The sequence below is a fragment of the Exiguobacterium sp. GL_137 genome (assembly GCF_057834585.1).
Genome location: NZ_CM174406.1, coordinates 335,367 through 358,573, shown reverse-complemented (window position 1 = coordinate 358,573; position 23,207 = coordinate 335,367). Strand labels below are relative to the sequence as shown.

Here is a 23,207-nt window from a genome sequence, read left to right as displayed (position 1 = left end):
CTCCTCAAGATATGATCTTACATTGTGTCTAGTATAAACAATATTTGGATAAAATGGATAGTTATTTTTAATGCGGTCACCTTACATTTTCGAAAGAAAAGGGACTTTTCACGAAAGTGAAAAATCCCTTTTTAGCTGATTATTTAAATTCGGAAGCATACTGACCGTAACCTTCTTTTTCGAGGTCGGCTTTCGGCACAAACCGTAAAGCAGCTGAATTCATACAATAACGTAAACCAGTCGGTTCAGGACCATCGTTAAAGACATGTCCAAGATGCGCATTTCCGTGCCGGCTTCTGACCTCCATCCGCTTCATCCCTAATGCAAAGTCACTTTTTTCAATGATATTTCCTTTTTCTAACGGTCGAATGAAGCTCGGCCAGCCGGTTTTCGAATCAAATTTATCATTAGAAGAAAACAGCGGTTCACCGGAAATCAGATCCACATAAATCCCGTCCGCTTTTAAATCATGATACGGATTATCAAAAGCCGGTTCTGTCCCGTCTTCCTGAGTGACTTTATATTGGATATCCGTCAACTTCGCTTTGATTTGTTCATCGGTCAATTTTGAATACTTCGGTAAGTCCAGTTTTGGTTGATCTTTCCAATATCGATTGATGAACTCATCACGTCCGGATGCAGCCCGGTAAAATTTATATTTCTTTTCGCTCTTCAAGTAATAGTCTTGATGATACGCTTCTGCCTCATAAAACGGACCCGCTTCAATCAACGGTGTGACAATTTTTTCATCAAAAATTCCGCTCTCGGCTAATTCGTTCTTCGACTGTTCCGCAATCTGCTTTTGTTCCGCATTTGTATAGAAGATTGCCGTCGTATATGATTCGCCTTGATCGACGAATTGACCGTTCGGATCGGTCGGATCGATTTGGCGCCAGTAGACATCAAGTAACTGTTTATAGGAAATAACAGCCGGATCAAATGTAATCAAAACGGCTTCCCGGTGTCCGGTTGTTTCCGCCGATACTTGATTATACGTCGGATTTTTCACATCTCCACCGGTATAACCGGAAATTACGGATTTGACCCCTTTTAACTCTTCAAACGGCGGCTCCATGCACCAGAAACAACCGCCTGCGAGAATCGCCGTTTCTTCTTTGGCATAGGTCAGTTCTTTGCTCCCACTCGATTTTGCCTGTTGTTGCTGAAAGACAAAGTAGCCGCCAATCATGATTGCAATCAATGCTACGACCGATAAAATCGTCAACATTCGTTTCTTCATCCCCCTCCGCCTCCTTTTTTAAGCTTACGTCGTCCATTGTCTGACGGATGTCTTTTTTCTAATGTACCTTGATTTCCCACAGTTTGTCGCCCGGTCTGCTCTCATTCGGCACATTCAAAAAAGACGATTCATCCTGTCAAAAGAGGGAAATAAATTTAAGACATCAAAAAAACCGGGAGGGGTATTCATGTTTGACTACACAGTCAACTCGAATCATTCAACGGAGAAAACAATCGAACGTCTCAAAACAGCACTTGCCGAGGTTTCCTTTGGCGTCTTATGGGAGTTTGATTTGGCGAAAAAATTTGCTGAAAAAGAGTTACCGTTTGAAGACCGATACCATATCCTCGAAGTCTGTAATCCAAAGGAAGCCCATCGTGTCTTGTCGGCGGAACGTCGGGCCGGCTACTTTTTACCGTGTAAGCTCGCTGTTTATACGGAAGATGGACAGACGAAAATCGGAATGCCGCGTCCAACGGCACTGATTGGTCTGGTCGAAGAAGACGAGTTAAAACAAGTCGCACTCGATGTCGAACGGCAACTTGTTGATGTCATTGAAAAAAGCCGTTTGTAGCTTCATCAAAAAAAGCGATACTTTGCTGATGTACAAGCAAAGTATCGCTTTTTTGTACTCTTTCATAAAATATCGAGCCAGATTTTGACGGCTGTCGCTAAAATCAGGACAGCCAAAATGATTTGCAGGACTTTTGTATTCATCTTTTTTCCGGCGATTGCGCCGAGCGGTGCCGCAATCAGACTGGCGACGACCATGATGGCAGCCGGTCCCCAGTCGACCTGCCCTGTCGTAATCTTTCCGACCGTTGCGCCGATTGACGAAATAAAGGTAATCGCGAGCGACGAAGCAATCGTCATCCGGGTCGGGATTTTTAAAACGACGAGCATAATCGGAACAAGTAAGAATGCTCCTGCCGCACCGACGATTCCTGCCCCGACTCCGACGATGAACGCGCTACTCGCTGCAATTGTTTTGTTGAACCGGACCTGATCAAGCGGAATATCATCCAGTCCTTTTTTCGGTACGAACATCATGACCGCTGCCGTTAACGCCAGTATTCCGTAAACGATATTGATCGTATCTTCCGCCAAGACATTTGAACCGTAGGCACCGAGGAAACTTCCGCTTAAAATGGCGCCACCCATACTTACGATTAATGACTTGTTGAGATAACCGCCTTTCCGGTAAGCCCAAACGCCGCCAATCGTCGCAAAAAAGACTTGAATGGCACTGATTCCCGCCACTTCATGGGCCGAAAAGGCAGCGAATCCGAGCAACGGCGGAATGTATAACAGCATCGGATATTTGATGATTGAACCGCCGATTCCGAGCATTCCGGAAATATAGGATCCGACAAATCCAATCAAAAAAATGGTAATGATAAACCCGATTTCCATTCGATTCACTCCTTTTGAAAAAGAAGGACTGTCTCCAGCCCTCCTGTAACTTGAATTACCCTTTTTGGATCCAGAATTTTAAGACGCTGGCCTCTTCTTCGTGTTTCACAAGCTCATGGCCACCTGATTTTGCCCATGCTTGTAAATCGTTTTTTGCCCCTTTGTCCGTTGCATGGACTTCAAGGATTTGACCGGATTCGAGTCCGGTGATTGCTTTTTTTGTTTTGACGATTGGCATTGGACATGCAAGTCCTTTTGCATCTAATACGAGTTCTGATTTCATAATTGTAATTCCTCCTGAAGTAATTTTTTTAGTTTAGCGAACGGCACAGCGGTTTGGACCGACTTCCATCTCACGTTGTGCTTCGAGATCCGGTGTCTGTTTCCCCATGTTTGTTTCTCGAATTTCCTGGTACGCATTCGGTTGCGGCGGCAAGTTTTCTGTCACCATTTTCCGGAATGTTTCTTCGTCTTCGATGTTCAAGCCATGATTGTTGGCAAGTAACACATCCAGTTTTTCCGCGACGCTGCCGTCTTCGTTTAATTCTTCGATTAACATGAAGTGGGCAGGCAGAACAATCAGGTCTTTCGATAGTTTACGATACGTGTTGTAGAGCGAGTCTCTTAAGTCACCGACCCAGTCTTCTGCGAGACCGGCTAAATCAGGACGTCCGATGGAATCAATAAACAAAATGTCGCCCGTCAGGAGATAACGATTATCGACGACGAACGAAGTCGACCCGATTGTATGTCCCGGGGAATAAAGGGCCCGTACATCAATTTGTGTATCTCCTACCTGAACGTGGCTTCCATCTTCGAGTGCTTCATAATCAAACGTGACGTCTGTAGCGTCTTTTGGTGGCAACCAATATGTTGCGCCTGTTTTTTCCGCAATCTCACGTCCGCCGGAAATGTGATCGGCATGAAGATGTGTATCAAATACATGTGTGATTTCAAGCTGACGTTCTTTTGCATAGTCGAGATAGATATCTGTCATACGTGTGGCATCCACGAGGACGGCTTCGCCTTCCGAGATGATCATGTAAGACAGGCAACCTTTCCCGATCCGGACGAACTGAACGACTTCTCCACGATCTGACCCGGTTTCATTTAATGATCCGAGTGAAATCGGCTCGAGATGTTCGCTCCAGGCTTTCATCCCGCCTGCAAGATACGAGACCGTCCGTCCTGCTTCTTCCAATAAATCCGCGACAAAAATGGACGATCCTTCTTTCGCACAGACGACGAGCACGTCCTGATCGGTCGGCAATTTATCTAAAATATCTTCGACACCATCAAGTAAATCGAAATATGGAACATTCAAATAAGAAAACTGTTCGCCTTCAATTTTCCAATCTTGAAACGCGTCTTCATTCCGGACGTCCAAGATAAATAATTTCTCGCGGCGAATGATTTTTTGGGTGACTTCTTTTGTTGTCATTGCTTGTGCCATCTTTGTCTTTCCTCCTGACAGTAATTTACGGATTAAACGTTTTTTTCTGTATCAAATGCCCAGTCACTCATACCGGGAACGACGTTTTGAACGTTGAATCCTTTAGCATCGAGTTGTTGGCAAGCCAAGTCACTCCGGCTGCCTGTCCGGCAGACCACATAAATCGTTTTAGACATATCGAGTTCTTCGATACGTTCTTCCAGTTCACCGAGCGGAATGTTTACCGCACTAGGAATATGTGCAAACGCATATTCTGCCGTTTCCCGGACATCGAGAACAAGCGTATCCGCGTTCTGACGAGCAACTTCGACCGTCTCGTTATTGACGATTTGTTCGAACTCCGGCACTTCCTGATCATTACCGGAAGCTTTCCGGACGTAATGACGCAGAACATCGCCGTCTTCAATCGTTCCGAGGTATTGGTTGCCTGTACTGTTTGCCCAGGCCCGGAGATCGGCCGTCGATCCTTTATCTGTCGCTTGAACCTCTACGACTTGACCCGGTTCCAGTGTCTTCATCGTTTTTTTCGTTCGGACGATCGGCATCGGGCAAGCTAAGCCACGTGCGTCGAGTACGATATCTGTTTTGATTGTCTGCAAAAGTATTCGCTCCTTTTACCTATGGGGGTATAATTAAGATTAAAAAAATTAGTTGGTTTTACCTTCGTATGCCATCATACCGCCATCCATATTGATGACATCAAATCCCTGTCCCTCAAGATAAGTGGCTGCACGGCCACTACGGGCACCTGAACGGCAGACCATGACGTATTGTTTTTTCTTATCAAGTTCATTCATTTTGAATTCAACGAGTCCGAGTGGAATATGAATTGCTTCCGGAATTTTTCCTTCTTTGACTTCGTCCACTTCCCGGATATCAATGATGTTAAGTTGTTCTCCGCTCTCTAGCTTTTCCTGTACTTCTTTTGCTGTGAATCGTTTCATTTGTTATTCCTCCTCGTGTTTTTTAACGCCAAACATTCATTCCGCCTGATACCTCTGTTACGTGGCTGTATCCGGCTTTTTTTAATTGTTTGACCGCTTGTTTACTACGCATTCCGCTTTGACAGATTACGATGACTTCTTTATCTTTCGGAATCTTGTCAAGTTGCGACGGTAATATTTGAAGCGGAATGTTCTTAAATCCTTTAATGTGATTTCCTTTGAACTCACCCGGTGTCCGGACATCCAAATAAAATCGGTTACGGTCACCTAAATGCTGTTTCAGTTCAGTTGCTGACAGTTTGTTGACACCTTTTGTCGGTGCAAACATCCGGTAAGCGAGAAAGGCAACAATCACTAGAAATACGATGTTCAGGATATCCACTTGCATCAGTCCTCCTCGAAATTAGATGAACAGGTTGACGTTTCCGTCTTCAGCATCCGCGAGGTACGCTGCGACACCGGCATATTCGATCCCATCATGCAGTTCTTCCTGCTTTAAGCCGAGCAGATCCATTGTCATCGTACAAGCAACCAGTTTTACATCCTGTTCTTTCGCCAGTTCGATTAAATCGGGAAGCGGCATCGCATTGTGTTTTTTCATGACGTTTTTGATCATCTTCTGACCGGCACCACCGAAGTTCATTTTTGAGAGCGGCATTTTGTCGGCACCGCGCGGCATGAATTTACCGAACATTTTTTCAAGTAGTGTTTTATTCGGTTGAATCGGCTCGTCTTTACGCATCGCGTTTAATCCCCAGAATGTATGGAAAACCGTCACTTCGTGGTCGTAAGCGGCTGCTCCGTTGGCAATGATATACGCTGCCATGACCTTATCGTAATCTCCACTGAACAATACAATCGTTGTTTTTTTAATCTCTGACATCTGAAAAATCCCTCCACCTATTTTACCCCTAAGGGTATTAATCGTTGTAAAATTTTTTATCTGCTTTTCAGTAATAGTTGAACCGCTTCTGCTACAGCCTGTTCATGGTTATCGTCGGTTTCGTCATTCGTGACACACTCAATTAGATTTTCACTGACGACAAGTCCAATGACACGATCAATCGCGCTTCGTGTCGCACTGAGTTGAGTGACAACATCTTTACAGGACGCTTCTTCTTTCATCATCCGGATAAGACCGTGAAGCTGACCTTCAATCCGGTTCATCCGGTGAATGATTTTGTCTTCATACACTTTTTCCATGCGAAGAACACTCTCCTTTTTCCGTGTGACCTGTGTCATACCTAATGGCTACATTCCATACAATAATACCTACAGGGGTATATGTCAACGAAAAAGTTTTTATTCGGACTTACTGTGTTGATCGATCCATTTTTGAGACAGACGGGTCGTCTCTCCTTTAAGTGTAATGAATTGAAACATCCTTGGATCAATCTGCGAATCATCGTGTGTCTGAAACCGTTCTGATTCGAGCAGGCTTCCCGCCAAGCGTTCCGAAAGAATTGAGATTCCCGTTCCATTTTTGATTAACTGTTTGATTAAGCGGTTGGAATATACCGTGATGATCCGCTTCGGAACAATCGCTTGTGTCTGCAGCCACGTTTCCAGTGCCAAACGTGCGGCTGATCCTTCTTCCCGGTAAATCCACGTGGCCTGTTCCGGAACCAGCTGATGCTGACCGATGATGCGTAATCGATCTGTTGCAAAAGGAATGGCTTCGATTTGGTGTGAGCGATGCACTCCTTCTACCATTCCTAAATCGATTTCGTAATGAAGCAAGGCCTGTTCGACTTGTTCCTGATTCATGACGCGCGCATCGACGGAAACATCCGGATAGACCAGCAAAAAGTCGTGAATCATCTCTTCTAACATCGTTTCGTAGATCGTATGTGTGGCCGCGATTCTGAGCGTTCCGCGTGTAATGCCTTCCAACTCATCCATTTCCTGCTCGAGCCGGATCGCTTGGTGCAAAATTTCCTTGGCATGCCGGTACACAATCCATCCCGCTTCCGAGATTTCAATCGTTTTATTAAAGGTATGGCGATGAATTAAACTTTGTCCAAAATGTTCTTCCAAATGTTTTAAATGGAGACTGACCGTCGGCTGTGAAATGTATAAGCGTTCCGCTGTTTTCGTAAAATGTTTTGTTTCGACCAACGCGACAAAGGTCTTCAGTTCATTAAAATTCATAGATTCACCTCATTTATTTTTCTAATCGTTACGATCAGTATAATTCATTTTCCTAATCATTACTTTCCCCGTAGAGTCATCTGTATCACTTTATAGAAAGAAGGAACACTCATGGATTTATTACTTTTTCTTGTACTCGGAGCCGCAATCGGCATTCTATCCGGTTTTTTCGGAATCGGCGGGGGCATCATCCTGACCCCTCTTTTATTGATATTAGGATACACCCCGAGCACCGCAATCGTCTTAAGTTTGCTTTTGACACTCGGTTCGACGGTGACAGGCACCTTTGCCCATCTCCGTCAAAATAACTTTCACCTTCGGGATGCTGTCACGATTGGCGTTTCCGGTATCATCGGCTCCGCTGCGATTACGCCTGTCGTCTTTTGGATGGAACGGCACAGCGGTGCCGATACGGTCATCTCCACCCTTTACATCGTCCTGCTCCTGTTGTTTGCCATTCAGTTTTTGAAACCGGCTAAAAAAGTGGTTCGGGAGACATCTGTGCCGCACGCCTCGTTTTATAAACTGGTCGCAATCGGTGCCGCTGCCGGAATCCTGTCGTCTTTGATGGGTGTCAGCGGTGGATTTTTACTGACACCACTCTTGATGGGATGGGTTCGTTTCCCGCTTAAGCAAGCAATCGGAACAAGTATTGCGGCAGCTACGTTGATTGTACTCGGCGGCGTTACGAGTTACTTCATGTCAGGTACACAGGCTCCGCTTGCTTTAGGGATTGCTTTAATCATCGGAGCACTCATCGGCTCGCCGCTTGGCGCATCATTCCTCAATCTCTTCAGCAGTCAATTCGTCAAAAAGAGTCTGGGCAGTTTTTATGCCGCCGTTGCAGCCAGCGTGTTCTTAAAAACTACGCACTATGAACAACTCTCGTTACTTCTGCTCGCCTTGTTTACGACCGGTTTGATCGGTGTATTCTTCTATCAAAAAGTAATTCAACGTCAAACAAAAGACTGCCCTTAACGGACAGTCTCTTGTTTGATTTTTTCAGGTTTTAAGACTTTCGCTTCTTTCTTTTGACGCATCCGTTCGGCGTTCATCAATCCACCAAGCATCAGGACAACAGATGACAAATAGAACCACGTCATCAGGACAATAATTCCGGCCAGTTGTCCATACAGACGGTCGTAACTGCCGAATTCTGCGTAATACGAGAAGAATTCAGAAACAGCCTGCCAGGCGATTGTCGCAAACAACGCACCCGGCAAGACTTGACGGACTGTCAACCGGACGCTCGGCAGAACACGATACAACAGAATGAAGAAGACCAACAGGAACAGTGATCCGAGTCCCCAACGGAATAAAAACCAAATCCAGGAGTAGTTCGTGACGACATCATTGACGATGGCAAAATGCGTGATGAAACGCCGCGTTAACTTTTCAGCAACCGGAACGAGAAGCGACATCGGTAAAATAACCATCATGCCGACCGTAAAACCGAAGTCCTGCAGTAACCCTCTCCAAAACGGCACTTTCCGCGTTACTTCCAGCGCATCATTCAATGATCGAACCAATGACTGCACTGACATCGAAGCGAGCCAGAAGGCTGCCAGGAAACTGATCGAGGCGAGTTTCAATCCCCCGTCATCAAAAATCCCGACGACGTTTTTCCGGATCAATTCATATGTTTCCGCCGGAGCGAACGGACGGATTAAATCAAGGACGTCTCCTGATGTGAACGGTAAAAAGGATACTAATCCAACTACAAATAACAAAAAGGGGAATAAGGACAACATCAGATAATAGGCGAGTTGAGCCGATTTATCAAAAAAGGCTTCGCCAAAAAAACGGGCAAATACAGGTTTTAATAATGACATAACAATTTCCTCACTTTCAAATAGTTCTTTCCTCTATCCCCCTTTCGACACTACTTTCAAACTTTTAACGTCTTTTGAACTTGTAAGTAAGTGTTTAGCGATTATCGTTTGGCACAACGCTCAAGCAAACGGTACACTGAAGCAAGAACAATCGTCGTGTTGGATGAAGAAAGGATTTACGCCGTGTCTACTTTACTCACAGAAGCCGAAAGCTTTTTCCATGACTATATAGAACAATACCCGCAAGAAGCACATCGTCTGAACGAAGTCCGCGAAGAAATTTTGCGGACAGGTACGTATACTCAAACGCTTCAAGAACTGACTTATGGAGCAAAACTTGCCTGGCGGAACAGCAACCGCTGTATCGGACGCCTCTTTTGGGAGCAACTTCACGTCATTGACGCCCGGGATGCCCTGACTGTGGAATCGATCCGCGACACCTTGTTTCATCATATGGAGTACGCGACCAACGATGGACGGATCCGTTCGACGATTACGATTTTTGATCCCGACCGGGTCCGCATCTTGAACCATCAATTAATCCGTTATGCCGGTTACGACACCCCGGACGGTATCGTTGGTGATCCGGCATCCATTGCATTCACCTCGCTTTGTGAGTCGTTCGGATGGAGTGGACAAGGAACCGACTTTGATCTTCTGCCATTACTGATCGAACTCGACGGACAGGTCAGTCTGCATCCGATTCCGGATGAACTGGTGCTTGAAGTCACGATTCAACATCCTGATTTTAACTTGTTCGCAAACCATACCGTCAAATGGTATGCTGTCCCGATGATTTCTGACATGCGTCTTGAAATCGGCGGTATCTCCTATCCGTGCGCCCCGTTTAACGGCTGGTACATGGGGACTGAAATCGGCGCAAGAAATTTGGCCGATGTTGATCGGTATAACCTCTTGCCGCTGGTCGCGGAGCAACTTGGACTGAACACATCCCGCGAACGGTCATTATGGAAAGACCGGGCACTCGTCGAACTCAATTACGCCGTCCTTGATTCGTTTGAACGGGCCGGCGTGACGATTGTCGATCATCATACGGCGACGAAACAATTTGCCCGGTTCGAAAAAAATGAAGCGGCCTGCAAACGGAACGTAACCGGAGAATGGTCCTGGCTCGTACCGCCCATGAGCGGTGCCGCGACGCATGTCTTCCACAAAGATTTCGATCCGGCCGTCAAGCGTCCGAATTTCTTTGCCCGTTCTGCGACTGTTGAAAAAACAACCAAGCCAACCGGCTGTCCGTTTCATCAAGGGGTGCCGCGATGAATTATGTCGAGACACTCCGAAAGCAAATCGGACAGACCCCGCTGATTCTAGTCGGTGCCGTCGTGCTTGTCGTCACGAACGGCCAAATTTTACTTGAACAACGCAATGAAACACAAGCCCGGTTCGGACTACCGGGCGGTCTGATGGAATGGGCGGAGTCAACAGACGAAACTGCACGCCGTGAACTGTTGGAAGAAACAGGTCTTGTCGCTGAAGACTTGACGTTACTCGGTGTCTATTCCGGAAAAAACTATGTCACGACGCTTGCGAACGGTGATGTGTTTCAAAGCGTCACGCTGGCTTATGTCGCTTCCAAAACGACCGGAACCTTACGCATCAGCGAAGAAAGTGTTGCGTTAACGTATTTCCCTCTGACCGATTTACCGGAGCAGATCGTCGGCTCGCATCGTGTGATGATTGAGGATTACTTAAAACAGATGTGACTGTACATTGCCATGAAGTGATTGACCATGCGCCTTCTTCAGAAAACGAAAGAAAGGCGTTTTTGGTTTTATTTTTTATCTTTTTAACTGATCTCCTTTTAAATGTTATAAAATGGAAAGGGAACGTATTATGAAAAGGAGACTATACTTTGAAAAAATTACTAATTACAACCTGTACTGTGGCTTTAATTAATTTTCTTCCACTCCCTACGGAAGCTGCTACTTCATCAAAGAAAATCGACCAAACTTATACGATCGTAGATACTATCAATAAAAAGCACATCGTTTCGGTCCGCTCTACAAAAGCATCTTGTCATAAAGCTACATCAAATGATTACTTATGGTTAAAAGGAAAAGATGAACTTTGCACCGGAAAGTTCACGTTATATCTTAACGGCAAAGCAACCAACTATTCTTACAACTATACAAAAGACAATCCTTATGTCAGAGCAGCACATGATTTCAGAACGAGTGCAAAATTAAGGAATGCAAAAGGATCACCTAACGTATTTTCCTTATCAACTCGAGAAACTTCATCACTAATTAGTTTAAAAACATATTCAATTGTCGATAAAAAATTAGTACGTCATCCTGGTTCAATTGTTTCTTACGGTATGCGTCCTAAAATGGACAAAAACCTTCTTCAGGTACCCATTTATGTAAACGGTGGCGAAAAAGTCGGCTTTATTTTTCATGATTATTCTTTGACAAAGAATAAATTAATTGAAAAAGAATCCCACAGTTATCTTTCACGTAGTTTTGACAGTAAGACATACAACAAGGGACTAGACGAATGGGAGAAATATAGTGCAAGCTTAGGTTATTTTGTAAAATAAATTGTAGCCTTCTACAGATTTGAGGATGTTTTATGATGAACAAAATCATGTTGGTCATGCTTGGTGGCACAGGTATCTTATTCGTGATCTTTGCCGTCATCGTCATGATCAGCTTATGGATGTAACAAAAGACGGGATCTACAGAGTCGCCTCAATGGCCGTTCTGTAGATCCCGTTTGTTTAGACACTGATTGGTTTTTGCATGATGAATTGTTTGAGGTCCCGTTGTTTCCAACCGGCTTTAAGTAATTCTTCCCACACCTGCTGATTCGTTGATTGTAGATGGTAGAGTTCGCCTGCCAATCGGCGTGTCGCTTCGGTCGCGACACGGGCCACTTCTTCCTCATCTGTCAAAATGGCAAAAATTGATTCATTGACTGCGGCAATAAAGGCACCATCAAGTTCGTAGTAACGGGCTTTCGCCAGTTTCATAACACCCGGATCCTGTTGCCAAATGTATTCGTCCTGCTGTATGTACCGCCGTTCAAAAGCCACTTGATCAATTTCAACAAGCGGTTCAACCTGTCCCGATTCTTCTTTATGAAAATAACCGAGTTCACTGACAGTTTGATAACCGAAACTCTTGTATAAGGTAATCGCCGGATCATTACCTTGAATGACTTCAAGCATCAAGCAATCGATATTCAAAGATTTGGCATAACTCAGCTGTGCTTCATACAAGGCTTTGGCAATTCCAAGACGCCGGTACTGCGGATCGACCGCCAGTCCCCCACAACGCATGACCGTTTTTTTCTTGATGGTCTTCAGCCCGTTCAACCAAATCGCGACCGGTCGTTCCCCGTGATAGGCAATGAACGAATGTTCCAGTTGGTTGCCGTCACGTTCTAAGATTCGTTCCTGAAACACTTCAGGTGAAAGACCTAGTGGAATCATGTAATCGCTGAAACCTTCCTTCATGACTAAATATGCTGTTTCTGTATCAGGTGCCTGTTTAATATGAATCATTTCGGATCGCCCCTTTCCCTACAACCGTTCGCCTTTTCCGATGTTCATTCCTGCCAGAAGTAAATAAAAAACCATCCAGAAGCGGTCCTGGATGGCATAAGTGCTATTAATGCAGTTTTGAGCGTGTTCTTCCATATCCGAAGTAGACAAGTAGGCCAATTGCGGTCCAGATGAAGAAAGCAATCCATGTGAATGTTTGAAGGTTCAACATCAACATGATACAGGCAAGGACGGAAAGAATCGGTAAGAATGGAACCCATGGCACTTTGAACGCCCGCTTCAGATCAGGACGCGTTTTCCGTAAGATGACGACGGCAATTGAAATCAGAGCGAATGCTGCGAGTGTTCCGATATTGATCAATTCTGCCAGTGTACCGAGCGGAACGAACCCAGCAATCAAACCGGCCGTCGTACCAAGAATCCATGTTGCTTTGACAGGCGTATGTGATTTTTCATTCACGTCCGAGAAGATTTTCGGCAATAATCCATCACGGCTCATCGCGAACAGGAGACGAACCAGACCAAATGTCATGACGAGGATAACAGTTGTCATACCAACGATGGCACCTAAGTCGACGAAACCTGCGACCCAGTCCTGACCTGCTACTTTTAAGGCTAACGAAACCGGGCTGTCGACCCCTTCAAATTGTTTGAATGGTACGATTCCGACCATGATGGCGGATACGACGACGTATAGTACGGTAACGATGGCAAGTGATCCCAAGATCCCGATCGGCAAGTTACGGCCCGGATCTTTGACTTCTTCTGCTGCTGACGTAACGGCATCAAAACCGAGGTATGCGAAGAAGGCGATGGCTGAAGCCTGCAGGACACCACTGATACCGAACGGTGCGAACGGTGTGTAGTTGCCCGGCTCGACATACCAGATACCGACGACGATGAACAAGACAACGACGGCTACTTTAACAAGAACCATGATATTGTTGACGCGTTTTGTTTCTTTAATACCCATTGAGAGCAACAGCGTGATGACCATCAAGATCAGGAACGCCGGTAAGTTGAAGAATGTTTCGCTGCCTGGTACAGCACCTGGTGCTGCTGTTAATGCTGTCGGCAGACTGACACCGAATCCGGATAACAACGACTGGAAATAACCGGACCAGCCTGTTGCAACGGCACTCGATGCTAAACCATATTCCAGGATCAAACACCAACCGATGACCCAGGCAACCAATTCACCAATCGTGGCATAGGTGTACGTGTAAACACTACCCGAGACGGGAATCATCGATGAGAACTCGGCGTAACAGAGAGCTGCTAATGCACAGACGATAGCAGAAATAATAAAGGCAACCGGTAATGCGGGTCCTGCATACAACGCTCCTGTTCCGGTCAGGACGAAGATCCCTGTCCCGATGATTGCACCAATCCCAAGTAAAACTAAATCAAAGCCTGATAAATGCCGCGCCAGTTTGGAATGGCTCTTTTGATCCATCATCACACTGACATCTTTCTTACGAAGCAAACTCATAAAACACCCTCCGAACTTTCTCTTTTTTCTGAATATTCAAATCATTTTTCTAATTGACCTTTTCATCATAACAAAGGATGTCAGCTTTTATAAGCAAAAGTTTCTGTTTTTTTTCACAAAATGGTCAAACCAGTTTTGTTGTTTTACTACAATACAAATATGTAGACATGCATTAATGTACTAAAAACTCCTCCACCGCTCGGTGAAGGAGTTTTCGTTTTGGTTACGGACGATCATTCGGGTGATCTAAGTTCGGACCACGGTTCGTGTCCGAATCGATCGGGTAATCGTCTTGTTGTGCTAAATCATTTTCAGGAAGTGCCCCTTTTGGTGTACCGTGTGTCGGGTTCACGTTCGTAGAAGATGATGGTTTAGAAGCTTTTGGTGCTTGATCTGGTGTGACGTCATCTGCTGCTTTTGACGCGGCACCTTTTGCTGCTTCTTTTAAGCTTGGCTTCGTCGAAGCAGACGATGTGTTGTTTGACGGCAGGTTCGATGTGTCGATATCTGCATTCTCTGCTTTTTTCTGGAGACGATCGAGGTAACGTGATGCATTATCACGGCCACCTAAGCCAAACGCGAGTCCGAAAGCAAGAGCAACAGCACCGAGGATCAAGATGAACGCTGAGTTAACGATTGTAGCAGCAACACCAAGTTGATCAAGTGCCATGAAGACAGCAAGAGCAAGGATGGCATATTTTGCGACGCTTGAAAGAACTTTTAAATCTGAGTTCGCAAACAGGCTGTCCATTGTGCGTTTCACCAAGTTGCTGATGATGATACCGATGGCCAAGATGATGATCGCTGTCAAGACGCTTGGAAGGAAAGCAAGAACCGCGCGACCGAGATCAACCATGAAGTTGAGACCGATCAGATTGAATGCTTCAACGACGAACAAGACGACGATGACGATTTCAACGAGTGATCCAACGATGGATGATGGTGATGTCGAGGCATTGTTTGCATCCCAGTTACCGATTTTCAAGTGGCGTGTTAAGTTATTGAAACCGAGGCGTGACAAGAGGTCTGCGACGAATTTCTTAACGAAACGACCGACATAAAGACCGACAAGGATCAAGACGACACCGATAATGATGTTCGGAATCATACCAAGAACATCATTTAACATGTTGATGGCTGGTCCTGTAATCCCTTTGATGTTGAGCTGGTCAAGTGCCGAAATCGTGATCGGGATTAAGATCAGGATGAAGACGACTGTACCTAAGATGGAAGAAAGTGATTTTGTATCTTTTTGTTCGTTTGTACCGATGTTGAAGCGTGAAGCAAATTTGTCTGTACCGACTGCATGCAGGAAGTTCGTGACGATATCGCGAACGATTTTCGCAACGAGGAATCCGACGAAGAAGATCGCTGCTGCAGCAATCAGACGTGGGATGAATCCAAGGAACGACGAGAGTAATTGGCTGAACGGCTCAGAAACACTTTCAATGTTGAGCGCACCCAGTACACCTGGTAGGAACAATAACAAGACAAGATAGAAGACGATTTCGCCTGCAATCTTCGGATAGTTCGAAAGATCCGTTTGACCTTGAAGCATTTTGTTCGAACGGACTTTTTCGTTCGACATCAACTTCGTTCCGCCTTTGACGATAACCATGCGCAGTACGACCGCGATGACGTAAGCCAAAAGAAGAATCAATGCTGCTTTCAGGATGTTCGGGATCGCTGCGAGCAATGTGCTCATCGTATCCGCAAGCGGTCCTGCGATGATGTTCAAGTTCAAGATGTTAAAGACTAGGATGAGAACGAAAACCATCAAGACCCAGAAAATGACTGTCCCGATAATTTTTTCAGGCGTCCACTTTTTCTTTTGTGGTGGTGTACCTTCTTTTTGTGGTGACAATTTGTTGACGACACCTGATTTTTCCAATGCCTTTTGAATACCGTTTGCGATCAGTTTCGCAATCAGCCATCCAATCAAGAAGACGATAAGTGCTCCTAAAATGTTTCCGAGAGTTCCTAGAATCCCGTTGACGTCAAATGACGTCGTGTTCCAAAAGTTGTTCATCCTGCCACACTCCTTCATCTCTAAATAATATATTTCCGACACTTCTTTAATTTCCCCCGCTAAAGAAATTACTAAACCACTTTTAACCTGAAAGTGGCAGTTTGTGAATAGTATTTAAAAAAATGGATGATTCTGATCAGAACCATCCATTTTGGAAAAGCTATTTATTTTTTAGTATTCCGCCGTCATGGTTTCGCCGACGTACCGAAATAATTTGACCGCGTCCATCTTAAACGACTTCTTTTTCCGAGAACTGACTGTTGTAAAGATCGGCATAAAAGCCGTTCGCTTCGAGCAAGGCTTCATGTGTGCCCTGTTCAATGACCCGCCCTTGATCCATGACCAAAATCAAATCGGCATCTTTAATCGTCGACAGGCGGTGGGCGATGACGAAACTTGTCCGCCCTTCCATCAAACGTTTCATCGCCTGTTGAATAAAGATTTCCGTCCGCGTATCGACACTTGACGTGGCTTCATCGAGAATCATGATCGGTGGATCGGCGAGGACCGCCCGGGCAATCGTCAACAGTTGCTTCTGCCCTTGCGAGATGTTCGACGCTTCTTCGTTCAGGACGGTATCGTAGCCGTCCGGCAATGTCCGGATAAAGTGATCCGCATGGGCTGTTTTCGCGGCTTCGACGATGTCGTCTTCTGTTGCCCCGGTTTTTCCGTACGCGAGATTATCACGAATCGTACCGTTAAAGAGCCACGTATCCTGCAGGACCATGCCGAACGTCGTCCGTAAATCTTCGCGTGACATCTTCCGTGTATCGATCCCGTCAATCCGGATGACACCACGATTCAACTCGTAAAAGCGCATCAACAGATTGATCAGTGTCGTTTTACCGGCACCGGTCGGACCAACGATCGCAACCGTCTGACCCGGTTTGACGTCGATGTTCATGTCTTCAATCAACAGCTGTTCGCCGTAACCGAAGTCGACATGCTCGAACGCAACGGCTCCGTCGGCTTTCGTCAAGTGATGGGTCGTTACTTCCTTGACTTCCTCTTCTTCATCCAATAACTCAAAGACCCGCTCGGCAGCGGCGACCGTCGACTGAACGATGTTCGCGATATTGGCCGTTTGTGTGATCGGTTGTGTGAACTGGCGTGTATAGGTGATGAACGCCTGAATATCTCCGATCGAGATGCTGCGCTGGGTGACGAGAATCCCGCCGACGACACTGATCAGGACGTAACTGATATTCCCGATGAACATCATCATGGGCATGATGATCCCGGAGATAAACTGCGCTTTTCGTCCCGCTTCATATAATTCTTCATTAACCGTATCAAACTGTTCGACCGCTCTGCGTTCATGACCAAACGCTTTGACGACCGGATGCCCTGTATACATCTCTTCGACATGACCATTCAGTTGTCCAAGTGTCCGTTGTTGATCGGCAAAGTATTTTTGCGACCGTTTCAAAATCGGACGAATCGCGAAAATCGAGATCGGTAACGAGACGAGCGAGATCAACGTCAACAGCGGACTGATCGTCAGCATCATGATTAAGATCCCGACAATCGTCACGATCGACGTGATGAACGACGTCACACTTTGTTGTAACGTACTCCCGATCGTATCGATGTCATTTGTGACCCGGCTGAGTGTCTCCCCGTTCGGACGGCCGTCATAATACTTGAGCGGTAAGCGTTCAAGCTTCTGATTGACATCTTCCCGTAAATCGTAGACGGTTTTTTGCGCAATCCCGGACATCAGATACTGTTGCAGGTAACTGAACAGACTGCTGATGACATACAGTCCGGCGAGTAACAGCAAAATCTGTCCGATTTTCGTAAAGTCGATTTCTGCTCCCGGTACCCCCTGGAACTTGGCGTATGCTCCTTCAAACAGTTCCGTGATTGCCGTTCCCATGATTTTCGGTCCGGCAATCATAAAGATCGTACTGAGAATGGCTGCGACAAAAACCGCTATGAGAGCGTTCCGGCGTGGTTTCAGGTAACCGAGCAACCGTCGGAACGTCGCTTTAAAGTTTTTTGGTTTTTCGCCCATCATCATCATGTTCCCGCCGCCGGGACCACCACCCGGGCCACCTGGAGGACCGCCGGCAGGTCGTTTTGTACTACTGGTACTCATGCGATTTCCTCCTCTGACAGTTGGGATTTGACGATTTCCTGATAGACTTCGTTTGTTTCATAGAGTTCATCATGCGTTCCGATGCCGGCAATCCGACCTTCTTCGAGGACGATGATTTGATCGGCGTCCATGACGGTGCTGACGCGCTGGGCGACGATCAGGACGGTCGCGTCCTCGGTTTCCTGCTTTAAGGCTTTCCGTAACGTTGCATCGGTTTTAAAGTCAAGCGCCGAGAAGCTGTCGTCAAAGACATAGATGTCGGGTTTGCGGACCAGCGCCCGGGCAATCGACAGCCGTTGTTTTTGACCACCGGAGACGTTGGAACCGCCTTGTTCAATCATTGAGTCATACCGGTCTGGCATCCGTTCAATAAAATCTGTCGCTTGAGCGACGTGCGCCGCATGCCGGATTTCTTCGTCCGTCGCGTCCTCTTTCCCGAACCGGATGTTATCCGCAATCGTTCCCGTGAACAGCAACGCTTTTTGCGGGACAAAGCCGATTTTCGAACGTAATTCTTCCTGCGGGACGGCTTGACTGTCAACACCGTTGACTTGGATACTGCCAGCCGTTACGTCATAAAAGCGCGGAATCAAATTGACGAGCGTTGATTTCCCGGAACCGGTCCCGCCGATGACGGCCGTGATTTCACCCGGCCGGGCGGTAAAGCTGATGTCGGACAGAACCGGTGCTTCCGCTCCCGGATAGCTGAACGTCACCCCGTCAAACACAAGCGTGCCGCGTTCTTTATCCGCAGAAGCGGTTCCGGCGTCGACCATCGTCGGCTCCATCTCGAGGACTTCATTAATCCGTTTCGCCGAGACCGCCGCCCGGGGAATCATGACGAACATGACGGACGCCATGACGAGGGCAAACATGATTTGCATGACGTATTGAATGAACGCCATCAAATCTCCGATCTGCATCCCGCCGTTGTTAATCCGGATACCACCGAACCAGATGACACCAACAACCGTCAAGTTCATCACGAGCATCATGACCGGCATCAAAAAGGCCATGATTTTATTGACCTTGATCGAGACATCCGTTAAATCCGCATTCGCTTTTGTTAACCGCACTTTCTCCTGGGATTCCCGGTTAAAGGCCCGGATGACACGAATCCCGGTCAGGTTTTCCCGTAAAACGAGATTCAAGCGGTCAAGCCGTTTTTGGACTTGGCCGAACAACGGGACCCCTTTCCAGAGAATCAACAGAATCGAGACGACCAACACCGGCATCGCCGCAACGATGACAAGTGATAATTTAGCATCTTTCGAAACCGCCATGATCAGTCCACCGACGAACATGATCGGCGCACTGACGACCATCCGGAGCATCATGATGACGACCTGCTGGACTTGGGTGATATCGTTTGTCGTCCGTGTGATCAATGAAGCCGTTCCGACTTGATCAAACTCCTGTAACGTAAAGCGCTCGACGTGGTTAAAGACTTTTCGGCGGATGTCGCGGCCAAGTCCCATCGCGGCTTTCGAGGAATAATAACTGGCAGCAATCGCCGCGAGTGCGCCAAGTCCGGTAATCCCGAGCATGACAGCCCCGATTTTCCAAATGTACGCCGTATCCCCTGTCACGACCCCTTTGTCAATGATGTCGGCCATCAAAGTCGGTAAGTATAAATCCGACATCGACTGGGCGAAGACAAGGATCAAGACGGCCAAGACTGCCCATTTATAGGTCGTCAGATTTTTGAGTAACTTAATCATCTGTACAGCCTCCGTTTCCTGGTGCCAAAATTTCTTTTAGTCCTTCTGCAATCTGTGCATGCGTCTGCAACATCTGCTCAAAGACGACGGGATCGATTTGATCGAGGACGTGCTCGAGCCGTTGTTGCATCCCCGCTTCCTGCTGTTTGATCGTCTCGACGAATTGCCGTCCGTAATCACTTAAACGTAAGACGACTTCCCGTCGGTTGTCCGGATTCGTTTCCCGGATGACCCACTCCGCTTGCACCAACCCTTCTATCGATTGACTGAGGGTGCTTTTCGGTAAGTGTGTATGCGCGGCAAGTTCCTTTTGTGTGATTGGACTTCTTGGGGCAATCGTCATCAAACTGTGAAATTGCGGCAAACTGAGTCCGTTTTCCTGCGCTGTCTGATGCGCCGCGCGGACAAGATGACGTTGCACATTCCAAAACGACTGCATCATGGCCGTTGAACGAACCGGCTCTTTTTGCTCTGTTTCCATCCTTCCACCTCCATGTTCCATATTGAATCGTTCCATATCGAACGATTACCTATGTAAACTAAAATACGCCCATTTAGACTGAATGTCAACGCAGAAACAATGTGAAAATGCACATAGTTTTTTAGGAATTCCATAAAAAAAAGTCCAATCGAAATTGGACTGTTAAATGGTTGTTCAGCCTGATCAGTTCGGCAGAAACTCATTCCGGCTCAACGTGGACATGAATATCATAGACACCATATTCATCCGTCAGCGTATCTTCGACTTTCGTCGCGATATCATGGGCTTGATGGACGTTCAATTGCGAGTTGACGAGAATCACGACATCCACGACTTCATTATTCCCATAATTCCGTCCCTTGATCGACTTGATTCCTTTGACACCCTCTAAATCAAAAATCACATCTTCATACATCTTCAGCTTCTGTTCATCAAATCCATCCGACAATTCGTGGGACGCTTCCGAGAAGATATCCCAAGCCGTTTTACAGATCAGGAATCCGACGACGATTGCCGTCACCGTATCCAGCCACGGCATCCCGAACTGGGAACCGATAATCCCGATCGTCGTCCCGATACTGACCCAGGCATCGGATAAGTTATCTTTTGCAGCCGCCATGACCGCTTTACTGTTAATTTTCCGTGACAGGCTTCGATTGTAACGATAGACGAAATACATCACAACGGCGGAACCGATTCCGACGTAAGCCGCGACGATGTCCGGTGACTCCTCTTTTCCTTCGAATAACGTCGAAACGGTATCGATCAAGACCTGTAATCCGACGGCCATCATAATGAAGGAAGCGACCATCGAGGCAATCGTCTCACTTTTCCAGTGTCCGTATTTATGGTTGTCATCTGCCGGACGTCTTGAAATTCGTAACCCGATCAAGACGGCAATCGACGCGATGATATCGGTCGTATTGTTTAAACCATCCGCCCGTAAGGCCGCTGAATCCGCCGTGTAGCCGACAATCAATTTAACAATTGATAAAACAATATAGGCAATGATGCTAATGATCGCACCACGCTCACCAAGCTTTAAATTATCATATTTTTGCTGATCCATTTCTGTCGCCCCCACTCGCTCTGTCAATTAGCAAACCTCATCGTAACAGGTCAAAATCAAGTGGGTCTATAGAAATCATTTTGCTTAAAACTAGTTAATTAACAAAAGACCAATAGTGTTTCCTGAAGGCAAATGATATTTTATTGTGGATTGGTGCTTCTTGTGCAATTTGCGCATACTTTAGGTATTTTCTTCTACAACATTTTTGCAGAACCCGGACCTTCTTCAATCATAATCCGTGCATCTTGCGTCTGGAATCAGTAGACTAAAGATACACACCAACAACAGGGGGAACTAATACATGAGTAACTACATTAAGAGTGAAGATAAATTCAAAGAGTTAATCGCAAGCGAAACACCGGTCATCATCAAGTTCGAAGCCGACTGGTGCCCAGACTGTAAACGGATGGACTACTTCATGCCGGATGTCGAATCACAATTCAGCGAACTGCCGATCTATACAATCGACAAAGATGAATTCCCGGAAATCGCATCAGACAACGTCGTCATGGGTATTCCAAGCTTACTCGTCTTCCAAAATAACGAGAAACTGGGTCACTTGCACAGTGCCAACGCAAAAACACCGGAAGAAGTCACAGACTTCCTCAAGAAAAACTTCAACTAAACAGACGAAGACCCGCTTTCCGAAAAAATCGGAAGCGGGTCTTTTTTTAACGTTCGCAGGCGATACCGTCTTTGTCACGGTCGCTTTTCGTATTAAGTTTGTACGTTGCTAAGCTGACATAGGCTTTGTATTTCGTTTCTTTATAGATAGCTTTCCCTTTTTTGTCGTATCCTGTCCGGTTTTTAAGTCCAGCTTTCTTCGAAACGCCGCCTTTGTACTTCTTCTGCATCTCTGTACAGTTCTTGAATGCCTTCGCTTTTGTTGCCGCATGGCTTTCAGCTGAAGTCACGCTGATCAAAGAAAGGCTGAGTACACCTGTCATGATGAGTTTTACTGCTTTGTTCATGTCTATTCCTCCTCAATTTTAAAATTCCAAATTTTAGTGATAATTTGATTATAGAGGATTTTGTTAGAATATGTTTTGAATTTTTGATTTTTAAAGGGATGATTTGTCAGACAGTTTCTGTGAACCAAAAAAAGATCCATCGCTTCGCGACAGACCTCCCTTAAAGTAAAGATTCGGTTGAATGATCTCGTTTATGCAAAATAAATAACGATCAGTACCACAACCGCTTCGCCTCTAATTTTTTGGATCGGACACTTACGCCAATCGCCAGCACGATATAGGAAAACCCGGCAAACAGCGCAAACTGTCCGTATATGACGTCAAACCAGGCATTGAACCCAAACAATGGGACCGCAAATAAATAATAAAACGGATATTGAATGCCGGAGACGAGATCAAACCAAAGTTCCCCTAACCAGTACCGCTCAAAGAACGTGACTAAATAGACCACGGTGCCAGCAACAAACCCGAAGCTTAGATAATAGAACACAAACAAAAGCGTCTTTTCTTCGCGTACGAGCATTACCGAACCAATCAAAAAGACCAGCCAGACAAGCGAAGACACGCTTTGAAGCAGACCAATCGTACCGTCGGGATGAATACTCGCCGGCCAGGCATTGATACCGATCGTCGCAAGCAAAAGCACGACAAATAAAACGATATACTGTTTTGTCGAACGAACCATGGTTGTGTTCCTCCTAAGTATGAAATTGTATTAGTGTCACATTCTCTTAATTGGTTTTAAATCCCTTTTAATACAAAAAAATAAAGCATCCAGGTT

General features: G+C 46.1%; 26 protein-coding genes. 6 read left to right on the top strand and 20 right to left on the bottom strand.

The genetic code is table 11. The features are described 5' to 3' along the window. Window positions 1-139: 139 nt before the first annotated feature. Window positions 140-1,240, bottom strand: coding sequence for a peptide-methionine (R)-S-oxide reductase MsrB (gene msrB, locus AC3IRK_RS01985; protein ID WP_131973337.1), 1,101 nt, complete (start codon window positions 1,238-1,240; stop codon window positions 140-142). Window positions 1,241-1,427: 187 nt separating this feature from the next. Here msrB and AC3IRK_RS01980 point away from each other — a divergent pair, with 187 nt between their 5' ends. Continuing rightward, window positions 1,428-1,814, top strand: a complete 387-nt coding sequence (locus tag AC3IRK_RS01980) for a DUF302 domain-containing protein (protein ID WP_131973338.1) — start codon at window positions 1,428-1,430, stop codon at window positions 1,812-1,814. 62 nt (window positions 1,815-1,876) lie between these two features. Here the strand turns inward: AC3IRK_RS01980 and AC3IRK_RS01975 are convergent, their stop codons facing one another. The 9 genes from AC3IRK_RS01975 to AC3IRK_RS01935 form a co-directional block, all read right to left on the bottom strand. Beyond that, on the bottom strand, window positions 1,877-2,653 hold the full coding sequence (locus AC3IRK_RS01975) for a sulfite exporter TauE/SafE family protein (protein ID WP_131503361.1): 777 nt from the start codon (window positions 2,651-2,653) through the stop codon (window positions 1,877-1,879). A 55-nt stretch (window positions 2,654-2,708) separates the two neighbouring features. Continuing rightward, window positions 2,709-2,936 (bottom strand): sulfurtransferase TusA family protein, encoded by a 228-nt coding sequence (locus tag AC3IRK_RS01970; protein WP_131503360.1) that lies wholly within the window; start codon window positions 2,934-2,936, stop codon window positions 2,709-2,711. Between the two features lie 33 nt (window positions 2,937-2,969). Next, window positions 2,970-4,106: an MBL fold metallo-hydrolase gene (locus AC3IRK_RS01965; RefSeq protein ID WP_489170345.1), complete on the bottom strand. Its 1,137-nt coding sequence runs from the start codon at window positions 4,104-4,106 to the stop codon at window positions 2,970-2,972. 32 nt (window positions 4,107-4,138) lie between these two features. Next, window positions 4,139-4,705: a sulfurtransferase TusA family protein gene (locus AC3IRK_RS01960; protein ID WP_131503358.1), complete on the bottom strand. Its 567-nt coding sequence runs from the start codon at window positions 4,703-4,705 to the stop codon at window positions 4,139-4,141. A gap of 48 nt (window positions 4,706-4,753) precedes the next feature. After that, window positions 4,754-5,050 carry a rhodanese-like domain-containing protein gene (locus AC3IRK_RS01955; protein WP_131503357.1) on the bottom strand — a complete coding sequence of 99 codons (297 nt, stop codon included), beginning with the start codon at window positions 5,048-5,050 and terminating at the stop codon, window positions 4,754-4,756. A gap of 22 nt (window positions 5,051-5,072) precedes the next feature. Further along, a complete protein-coding gene (locus AC3IRK_RS01950; protein WP_131503356.1) occupies window positions 5,073-5,438 on the bottom strand; it encodes a rhodanese-like domain-containing protein in 366 nt (121 codons plus the stop codon). A gap of 15 nt (window positions 5,439-5,453) precedes the next feature. Further along, window positions 5,454-5,933: a DsrE/DsrF/DrsH-like family protein gene (locus AC3IRK_RS01945; protein ID WP_131973341.1), complete on the bottom strand. Its 480-nt coding sequence runs from the start codon at window positions 5,931-5,933 to the stop codon at window positions 5,454-5,456. A 56-nt stretch (window positions 5,934-5,989) separates the two neighbouring features. Then, window positions 5,990-6,253 carry a metal-sensitive transcriptional regulator gene (locus AC3IRK_RS01940; protein WP_214855576.1) on the bottom strand — a complete coding sequence of 88 codons (264 nt, stop codon included), beginning with the start codon at window positions 6,251-6,253 and terminating at the stop codon, window positions 5,990-5,992. A 99-nt stretch (window positions 6,254-6,352) separates the two neighbouring features. Continuing rightward, a complete protein-coding gene (locus AC3IRK_RS01935) occupies window positions 6,353-7,201 on the bottom strand; it encodes a LysR substrate-binding domain-containing protein (protein ID WP_489170344.1) in 849 nt (282 codons plus the stop codon). A 111-nt stretch (window positions 7,202-7,312) separates the two neighbouring features. On the opposite strand from AC3IRK_RS01935, the gene AC3IRK_RS01930 reads away from it, so the two are divergent. Then, window positions 7,313-8,179: a sulfite exporter TauE/SafE family protein gene (locus tag AC3IRK_RS01930; protein WP_426354617.1), complete on the top strand. Its 867-nt coding sequence runs from the start codon at window positions 7,313-7,315 to the stop codon at window positions 8,177-8,179. Here the strand turns inward: AC3IRK_RS01930 and AC3IRK_RS01925 are convergent. After that, on the bottom strand, window positions 8,176-9,033 hold the full coding sequence (locus AC3IRK_RS01925) for a YihY/virulence factor BrkB family protein (protein WP_114597028.1): 858 nt from the start codon (window positions 9,031-9,033) through the stop codon (window positions 8,176-8,178). The genes AC3IRK_RS01930 and AC3IRK_RS01925 overlap by 4 nt on opposite strands. 183 nt (window positions 9,034-9,216) lie before the next feature. On the opposite strand from AC3IRK_RS01925, the gene AC3IRK_RS01920 reads away from it, so the two are divergent. The 3 genes from AC3IRK_RS01920 to AC3IRK_RS01910 all read left to right on the top strand — a co-directional run bounded on the left by AC3IRK_RS01920 (window position 9,217) and on the right by AC3IRK_RS01910 (window position 11,596). After that, the gene (locus AC3IRK_RS01920) at window positions 9,217-10,317 is read left to right on the top strand and encodes a nitric oxide synthase oxygenase (protein ID WP_489170343.1); all 1,101 of its coding nucleotides are present in this window, start codon (window positions 9,217-9,219) and stop codon (window positions 10,315-10,317) included. Further along, window positions 10,314-10,760: an NUDIX hydrolase gene (locus AC3IRK_RS01915; RefSeq protein ID WP_489170342.1), complete on the top strand. Its 447-nt coding sequence runs from the start codon at window positions 10,314-10,316 to the stop codon at window positions 10,758-10,760. The genes AC3IRK_RS01920 and AC3IRK_RS01915 overlap by 4 nt, the downstream gene beginning before the upstream one ends. Before the next feature lie 149 nt (window positions 10,761-10,909). After that, on the top strand, window positions 10,910-11,596 hold the full coding sequence (locus AC3IRK_RS01910) for a hypothetical protein (protein ID WP_489170341.1): 687 nt from the start codon (window positions 10,910-10,912) through the stop codon (window positions 11,594-11,596). A gap of 180 nt (window positions 11,597-11,776) precedes the next feature. Here the strand turns inward: AC3IRK_RS01910 and AC3IRK_RS01905 are convergent, their stop codons facing one another. The 7 genes from AC3IRK_RS01905 to AC3IRK_RS01875 all read right to left on the bottom strand — a co-directional run bounded on the left by AC3IRK_RS01905 (window position 11,777) and on the right by AC3IRK_RS01875 (window position 21,455). After that, on the bottom strand, window positions 11,777-12,562 hold the full coding sequence (locus AC3IRK_RS01905; RefSeq protein WP_489170340.1) for a GNAT family N-acetyltransferase: 786 nt from the start codon (window positions 12,560-12,562) through the stop codon (window positions 11,777-11,779). A 106-nt stretch (window positions 12,563-12,668) separates the two neighbouring features. After that, window positions 12,669-14,054: a branched-chain amino acid transporter BcaP gene (gene bcaP / locus AC3IRK_RS01900; RefSeq protein ID WP_489170339.1), complete on the bottom strand. Its 1,386-nt coding sequence runs from the start codon at window positions 14,052-14,054 to the stop codon at window positions 12,669-12,671. Window positions 14,055-14,277: 223 nt separating this feature from the next. Then, on the bottom strand, window positions 14,278-16,083 hold the full coding sequence (locus AC3IRK_RS01895) for a mechanosensitive ion channel (protein ID WP_489170338.1): 1,806 nt from the start codon (window positions 16,081-16,083) through the stop codon (window positions 14,278-14,280). Window positions 16,084-16,312: 229 nt separating this feature from the next. Continuing rightward, window positions 16,313-18,184, bottom strand: a complete 1,872-nt coding sequence (locus AC3IRK_RS01890; protein ID WP_489170337.1) for an ABC transporter ATP-binding protein — start codon at window positions 18,182-18,184, stop codon at window positions 16,313-16,315. Further along, on the bottom strand, window positions 18,181-19,905 hold the full coding sequence (locus AC3IRK_RS01885; protein WP_489170336.1) for an ABC transporter ATP-binding protein: 1,725 nt from the start codon (window positions 19,903-19,905) through the stop codon (window positions 18,181-18,183). The genes AC3IRK_RS01890 and AC3IRK_RS01885 overlap by 4 nt, the downstream gene beginning before the upstream one ends. After that, window positions 19,898-20,386: a MarR family winged helix-turn-helix transcriptional regulator gene (locus AC3IRK_RS01880; protein ID WP_489170335.1), complete on the bottom strand. Its 489-nt coding sequence runs from the start codon at window positions 20,384-20,386 to the stop codon at window positions 19,898-19,900. Before AC3IRK_RS01880 ends, AC3IRK_RS01885 begins: the two co-directional genes overlap by 8 nt. Before the next feature lie 199 nt (window positions 20,387-20,585). After that, window positions 20,586-21,455 (bottom strand): cation diffusion facilitator family transporter, encoded by an 870-nt coding sequence (locus tag AC3IRK_RS01875; RefSeq protein WP_489170334.1) that lies wholly within the window; start codon window positions 21,453-21,455, stop codon window positions 20,586-20,588. A 301-nt stretch (window positions 21,456-21,756) separates the two neighbouring features. On the opposite strand from AC3IRK_RS01875, the gene AC3IRK_RS01870 reads away from it, so the two are divergent. Then, window positions 21,757-22,080 (top strand): thioredoxin family protein, encoded by a 324-nt coding sequence (locus AC3IRK_RS01870; RefSeq protein ID WP_489170333.1) that lies wholly within the window; start codon window positions 21,757-21,759, stop codon window positions 22,078-22,080. A gap of 46 nt (window positions 22,081-22,126) precedes the next feature. On the opposite strand, the gene AC3IRK_RS01865 is transcribed toward AC3IRK_RS01870, so the two are convergent. Next, window positions 22,127-22,426, bottom strand: a complete 300-nt coding sequence (locus tag AC3IRK_RS01865) for an excalibur calcium-binding domain-containing protein (RefSeq protein ID WP_114597016.1) — start codon at window positions 22,424-22,426, stop codon at window positions 22,127-22,129. Window positions 22,427-22,637: 211 nt separating this feature from the next. After that, window positions 22,638-23,111 (bottom strand): hypothetical protein, encoded by a 474-nt coding sequence (locus AC3IRK_RS01860; protein WP_489170332.1) that lies wholly within the window; start codon window positions 23,109-23,111, stop codon window positions 22,638-22,640. Window positions 23,112-23,207: the final 96 nt, after the last annotated feature.

Excerpts from the sequence above, each read along its gene's own strand:
- msrB (WP_131973337.1), bottom strand. The coding sequence starts at position 1,240 with ATGAAGAAACGAATGTTGACGATTTTATCGGTCGTAGCATTGATTGCA.
- AC3IRK_RS01980 (WP_131973338.1), top strand. The coding sequence starts at position 1,428 with ATGTTTGACTACACAGTCAACTCGAATCATTCAACGGAGAAAACAATC.
- AC3IRK_RS01975 (WP_131503361.1), bottom strand. The coding sequence starts at position 2,653 with ATGGAAATCGGGTTTATCATTACCATTTTTTTGATTGGATTTGTCGGA.
- AC3IRK_RS01970 (WP_131503360.1), bottom strand. The coding sequence starts at position 2,936 with ATGAAATCAGAACTCGTATTAGATGCAAAAGGACTTGCATGTCCAATG.
- AC3IRK_RS01965 (WP_489170345.1), bottom strand. The coding sequence starts at position 4,106 with ATGGCACAAGCAATGACAACAAAAGAAGTCACCCAAAAAATCATTCGC.
- AC3IRK_RS01955 (WP_131503357.1), bottom strand. The coding sequence starts at position 5,050 with ATGAAACGATTCACAGCAAAAGAAGTACAGGAAAAGCTAGAGAGCGGA.
- AC3IRK_RS01950 (WP_131503356.1), bottom strand. The coding sequence starts at position 5,438 with ATGCAAGTGGATATCCTGAACATCGTATTTCTAGTGATTGTTGCCTTT.
- AC3IRK_RS01945 (WP_131973341.1), bottom strand. The coding sequence starts at position 5,933 with ATGTCAGAGATTAAAAAAACAACGATTGTATTGTTCAGTGGAGATTAC.
- AC3IRK_RS01940 (WP_214855576.1), bottom strand. The coding sequence starts at position 6,253 with ATGGAAAAAGTGTATGAAGACAAAATCATTCACCGGATGAACCGGATT.
- AC3IRK_RS01935 (WP_489170344.1), bottom strand. The coding sequence starts at position 7,201 with ATGAATTTTAATGAACTGAAGACCTTTGTCGCGTTGGTCGAAACAAAA.
- AC3IRK_RS01930 (WP_426354617.1), top strand. The coding sequence starts at position 7,313 with ATGGATTTATTACTTTTTCTTGTACTCGGAGCCGCAATCGGCATTCTA.
- AC3IRK_RS01925 (WP_114597028.1), bottom strand. The coding sequence starts at position 9,033 with ATGTCATTATTAAAACCTGTATTTGCCCGTTTTTTTGGCGAAGCCTTT.
- AC3IRK_RS01915 (WP_489170342.1), top strand. The coding sequence starts at position 10,314 with ATGAATTATGTCGAGACACTCCGAAAGCAAATCGGACAGACCCCGCTG.
- AC3IRK_RS01905 (WP_489170340.1), bottom strand. The coding sequence starts at position 12,562 with ATGATTCATATTAAACAGGCACCTGATACAGAAACAGCATATTTAGTC.
- bcaP (WP_489170339.1), bottom strand. The coding sequence starts at position 14,054 with ATGAGTTTGCTTCGTAAGAAAGATGTCAGTGTGATGATGGATCAAAAG.
- AC3IRK_RS01895 (WP_489170338.1), bottom strand. The coding sequence starts at position 16,083 with ATGAACAACTTTTGGAACACGACGTCATTTGACGTCAACGGGATTCTA.
- AC3IRK_RS01890 (WP_489170337.1), bottom strand. The coding sequence starts at position 18,184 with ATGAGTACCAGTAGTACAAAACGACCTGCCGGCGGTCCTCCAGGTGGC.
- AC3IRK_RS01885 (WP_489170336.1), bottom strand. The coding sequence starts at position 19,905 with ATGATTAAGTTACTCAAAAATCTGACGACCTATAAATGGGCAGTCTTG.
- AC3IRK_RS01880 (WP_489170335.1), bottom strand. The coding sequence starts at position 20,386 with ATGGAAACAGAGCAAAAAGAGCCGGTTCGTTCAACGGCCATGATGCAG.
- AC3IRK_RS01875 (WP_489170334.1), bottom strand. The coding sequence starts at position 21,455 with ATGGATCAGCAAAAATATGATAATTTAAAGCTTGGTGAGCGTGGTGCG.
- AC3IRK_RS01870 (WP_489170333.1), top strand. The coding sequence starts at position 21,757 with ATGAGTAACTACATTAAGAGTGAAGATAAATTCAAAGAGTTAATCGCA.
- AC3IRK_RS01865 (WP_114597016.1), bottom strand. The coding sequence starts at position 22,426 with ATGAACAAAGCAGTAAAACTCATCATGACAGGTGTACTCAGCCTTTCT.
- AC3IRK_RS01860 (WP_489170332.1), bottom strand. The coding sequence starts at position 23,111 with ATGGTTCGTTCGACAAAACAGTATATCGTTTTATTTGTCGTGCTTTTG.